The 4,113-nt window shown below is 69.2% G+C and carries 3 protein-coding genes; all 3 read left to right on the top strand.

Going from position 1 to position 4,113, the window contains the following annotated elements:
* Positions 1–111: 111 nt before the first annotated feature.
* Positions 112–741, top strand: a complete 630-nt coding sequence (locus ACMO6A_RS01525) for an MptD family putative ECF transporter S component (RefSeq protein WP_009304421.1) — start codon at positions 112–114, stop codon at positions 739–741.
* Between the two features lie 176 nt (positions 742–917).
* A complete protein-coding gene (locus tag ACMO6A_RS01520) occupies positions 918–2,747 on the top strand; it encodes an ABC transporter ATP-binding protein (RefSeq protein WP_009608548.1) in 1,830 nt (609 codons plus the stop codon).
* Positions 2,737–4,113, top strand: a 1,377-nt coding sequence (locus ACMO6A_RS01515; RefSeq protein WP_418470683.1) for an ABC transporter ATP-binding protein, incomplete at its 3' end; no start/stop codon positions are given. The genes ACMO6A_RS01520 and ACMO6A_RS01515, both read left to right, overlap by 11 nt.

Genomic DNA, 4,113 nt, shown 5'->3' with positions numbered 1-4,113 from the left:
GCGAGGCCCTCGGGCGCATCCGGCGCGCGATCGGCAGCGACGGGCGGGCGCGCCCGCTCTGACCGAATCTGACCGAAGGCATGGACCATTTCAAGAGAAGGAGATACGCTTATGGCAACGACGACGGTTGCCGCCTCTTCGGGCGGCGCGAACGCGAAGGGCAAGCTGGTGGGGAAGGACTACATCACGCTGGCCATCTTCGGGGTGCTCCTGTTCCTCGTGTTCATGGTGTTCGCGATGGTGCTGGGCATGAACGCGAACCTGTTCTGGTTCACGCACGCGTGCGGCTCGCTCATCGGCGGCATCGTGTGGATGTACGTGGCCGCGAAGGTGCCCAAGCGCGGCGCGTTCGCCATCATGTCCGCGATCGTCGCGGTGGTGGCGCTGCTGCTGGGCATGCTGTGGACCGGCCCGGTGGGCATCGTGGCGGGCGGCCTGCTGGCCGAGCTCGTGGCGGGGGCCGGCAGCAAGCGCACCACGCTGCGCTGCCTGGCGGCGTTCGCGGTGTGGACGCTGTGCTTCTGGGTGGGCCAGGAGTCGATGATCTTCCTAGCGGGCGACGCCTACGTGCAGATCGTGGTCGATTCCGGCATGAGCGCCGAGTACGGCCAGGGGCTCGTCGACTTCATCCACGGCCCGCTCGCGCTGGTGGCGCTGGCCGCGACCGCGGTGTGCCCCTTCGTGGGCGGCTGGATCGGCTCGAAGCTGTTCAAGAAGCACTTCGCCAAGATCTCGGCCTGAGCGCCGCGCCCTTCGGCCGACGAGGCGCCGAACGAACGGCTCCCTTTCGGGGGAGCCGTTCTCTTTTTCGGCGGCATCGTCCAATCGGCATCGACGTGCAGCGGATTTCGGCGGGATCGCTATTATGTTCTCTTAGGCTAACAATAAGCACGTTACGGCAAGGAAAGGAACGAATCGTGTCAAGACCGCAGAATCCCATCGTGCGGCTGCTGGAGTTCGCCGGGCCCCACAAGCGCTTGACCATCGCGGGCTGCGCGCTCTCGGCGCTCAACGCCGTGCTGGCCATCGCGATGCTCGTGTGCGTGTGGTTCGTCGTGCGCGACCTCGTGGCCGTCGCCCCGGCGTGGGGCGAGGCGCGGCAGGCCCCGGTGTACGGCGCCTGGGCGCTGGCCTTCGCGCTCGCGGGCCTCGTCGTGTACTTCGCCGCGCTCATGTGCACGCACCTCGCCGCGTTCCGCACGGCGACGAACATGCGCAAGGCGGCGCTCGAGCACCTCGCGAAGGTGCCGCTCGGCTACTTCTCCGTCCGCTCCACCGGCGAGCTGCGCCGCGTCATCGAAGGGTCCACGGGGCTCACCGAGGGCGTGCTGGCGCACCGCATCCCCGATTTCGTGGGCGCGCTGGTCACGCCCGTGGCCTACCTCGTCGTCATGTTCGTGTTCGACTGGGTCATGGGCCTCGTGTGCCTCATCCCCGTGCTCGCCTCCGCCTTCTGCATGTTCCTCATGATGGGCGGCGGCCTGGGCGGCAAGGACGGCGAGGGCAACTCCAACGCCATGCAGTTCATGGTGAACTACCAGAACGCGCTCGACAAGATGAACAAGGCCGCCGTGGAGTACGTGCGCGGCATCCCCGTGGTGAAGGTGTTCCAGCAGACCGTCCACTCGTTCAGGGCGTTCCGGGAGTCCATCGTGGCCTACTGCGACTTCGCCACCGCCTACGTGAAGCTGTGCGAGGGCCCGCAGGTGGCGCAGCTCGTGGCCATCAACGCGACGTTCTTCGTGCTCGTGCCGGCGGGCATCCTGCTGGCGGGCGCGGCGGGCGACTTCGGCGCGTTCCTCACGAACTTCCTGTTCTACGTCATCTTCTCGGCGCTCACCACCATGATGATGAGCAAGATCATGTACTCGTCGCAGGCGGTGACCGAGGCGCAGGACGCGGTGAGCCGCATCGACGGCATCCTGTCGGCGCCGCTCATGGCCGAGGTGGACCCGGCCCGGGCCGAGGCGCCCGCCGACGACGCCATCGACTTCGACCACGTCACGTTCTCCTATCCGGGCGCCGACGCGCCCGCGCTCGAGGACGTCGTGCTGCACGTGCCCTCGGGCGCCACGGTGGCGCTCGTGGGGCCCTCGGGCGGCGGCAAGACCACCGCGGCCTCGCTCGTGCCGCGCTTCTGGGACGCGAGCGCGGGGCGGGTGCTCGTGGGCGGCGTCGACGTGCGGTCCATCCCGCAGGCCGAGCTCATGGAGCGCGTGGCCTTCGTGTTCCAGAACGACAAGCTGTTCAAGCAGAGCCTGCTGGACAACATCCGCGCCGCGCGGCCGGAGGCGACGCGCGAGGAGGTGGAGGCGGCTGCGCACGCGGCGCAGTGCGACGACATCGTGGCGAAGCTGCCGCAGGGGCTCGACACCGTGGTGGGCGCCCGCGGCGTGTACCTCTCGGGCGGCGAGTGCCAGCGCATCGCGCTCGCGCGCGCCATCCTGAAGGACGCGCCCATCGTGGTGCTCGACGAGGCCACGGCCTTCGCCGACCCCGAGAACGAGGCGCTCATCCAGCGCGCGCTGGGGGTGCTGTGCGCGGGCAAGACCGTGCTCATGATCGCGCACCGGCTGTCCACCGTGGCCGGCGCCGACGCCATCTACGTGCTGGACGGCGGCCGCCTCGCGGAGCAGGGGACCCACGCCGAGCTGGTGGAGGCGGGCGGCTTGTACGCGCGCATGTGGGCCGACTATCGAACCTCGGCGCAATGGCGCATCGGAAAGGAGGGCGGCTATGCTGCGTGATTCCCTGGGCCTCACCGACGTGGGCGCGAAGAACTTCAGGCGCGGCGTGTTCTTCTGCACGCTGGCGAACCTCGTGCTCATGGCCCCGATCGGCATCCTGTTCCTGCTGGTGAGCGACTTCATGGACCACCTCGTGGCGGGGGCCCCGCTGCCCGCGCTGGCGCCGTACCTCGCGGGGTGCGTCGGCATCCTCGCGCTCATGGTCCTCACCCAGTGGGCCGAGTACGCGAACACGTACCACAAGGTGTACGAGGAGAGCGCCCGCAAGCGCACCGACCTGGCCGAGCACCTGCGCCGGCTGCCGCTGTCGTTCTTCGGGCGGCGCGACCTGTCCGACCTCACGAACGCCATCATGAAGGACTGCTCCGACCAGGAGCGCATGTTCATGCACGTCATGCCGCAGCTGTTCGGCACGGGCCTGTCCACGGCCATCGTCATCGTCGGCATCTTCTTCTACGACTGGCGTCTGGCGCTCGCGGCGTTCTGGGTGGTGCCCGCGGCGCTGCTCGTGATGGCGCTCACCGGGAAGCACCAGCAGCGCAAGGCGCAGGCGATGGAGGACGCGCGCCTCGAGGTGGCCGACGGCGTGCAGGAGTTCCTGGAGTGCGCGCAGGAGATCCGCGCCACGAACCGCTCGGCGGCGCATCTGGACGCGCTCGCGGCCAAGCTCGACGCGTTCGAGCGCAGGCAGGTGGCGTCCGAGCTGACCACCGGCGTGTTCGTCACCTCGGCGCAGGCGTTCCTCAAGCTGGGCATCGGCACCACCGTCTTCGTGGGCGCGACGCTGCTCGTGTCCGGGCAGACGGACTTCATGACCTACTTCGCCTTCCTGCTCGTGGTCACGCGCGTGTACGATCCGGTGAACCTCATCCTGCAGTCCATCGGCGAGCTGCTGAGCATGCGGCTGTCCATCAGGCGCACGCAGGAGCTGGCCGCCGAGAAGCCCATGGAGGGCTCCACCGACTTCGCGCCGCGAGGCCACGACGTGGTGTTCGAGGACGTGTCGTTCTCGTACGGCGACGGCGAGCAGGTGCTGAGGGACGTGTCGTTCACCGCCCGCGAGGGCGAGGTGACGGCGCTCGTGGGCCCGTCCGGGTCGGGCAAGTCCACGGTGGCGAAGCTGGCGGCGCGCTTCTGGGACGCCGACGCGGGGTCGGTGCGCGTGGGCGGCGTGAACGTGGCCGATGTGGATCCCGAGACGCTGCTGGCCGACTATGCCGAGGTGTTCCAGGACGTGGTGCTGTTCGACGACACGGTGATGGGCAACATCCGCCTGGGGCGGGCCGGCGCAACCGACGAGGAGGTGCTGGCGGCGGCGCGGGCGGCGATGTGCGACGAGTTCGTGAGCCGCATGCCGCAGGGCTAC

The organism is Eggerthella sp. (assembly GCF_048329335.1).
Classification (GTDB): Bacteria; Actinomycetota; Coriobacteriia; order Coriobacteriales; family Eggerthellaceae; genus Eggerthella; species Eggerthella lenta.
This window is presented reverse-complemented; position numbering and strand designations above follow the sequence as displayed.

Bases quoted from the DNA above. Each gene is read 5' to 3' on its own strand.
- ACMO6A_RS01525 (WP_009304421.1), top strand. From the start codon at position 112: ATGGCAACGACGACGGTTGCCGCCTCTTCGGGCGGCGCGAACGCGAAG.